The organism is Bacteroides sp. AF25-38AC (genome assembly GCF_003602995.1).
Classification (GTDB): domain Bacteria; phylum Bacteroidota; class Bacteroidia; order Bacteroidales; family Bacteroidaceae; genus Bacteroides; species Bacteroides uniformis.
In genome coordinates this window covers 1-495 of record NZ_QTMD01000036.1, presented here as the reverse complement: position 1 = coordinate 495, position 495 = coordinate 1, and the positions used below count along the sequence as shown (strand labels likewise).

Annotated in this window: 1 protein-coding gene; it reads right to left on the bottom strand. The window is 44.8% G+C overall.

Features of this window, described 5'->3' with window-relative positions; genetic code table 11:
* Positions 1 to 407, bottom strand: a 407-nt coding sequence (locus tag DWY55_RS18580) for a DNA-3-methyladenine glycosylase I (protein ID WP_133303491.1), incomplete at its 3' end; no start/stop codon positions are given.
* Between the last annotated feature and the right edge of the window lie 88 nt (positions 408 to 495).

Genomic DNA, 495 nt, shown 5'->3' with positions numbered 1-495 from the left:
TGAAAATGATTGATAATGGGGTTCCGGTCGGGGAAGAAGGATAGCGTATAGTTGTAAAAGCTGCCGAATTCTTTCTGTATGACAAGAAACTGCTTTGCATTGGTGATGGTCGACTTGATTTTCAGACGGTTTTTCACGATGCCGTCAAAGTGCATCAGCCGTTCCACGTCTTCATCGGTCATTTGCGCCACTTGCGCGGTATCGAAATTGCAAAAGGCTTTGCGGTAGCCTTCCCGCTTTTTGAGGATGGTTATCCAGCTTAGTCCGGCCTGGGCACTTTCCAATACAAGAAACTCGAATAGTGTCTTGTCGTCTGTTACCGGTTTTCCCCACTCTTCATCGTGGTATTTCACATACAGCTCGTCGGTTCCGCACCAGCCGCAGCGTCCGTTTATTATGTCTTGCATAAGCGTTATTTTTGTAATGAGGTGCTAAGGTAGGGACTGTCGTAAAAAGAATAAAACTTTATAACGAATTGATTGCCAATGCAATATA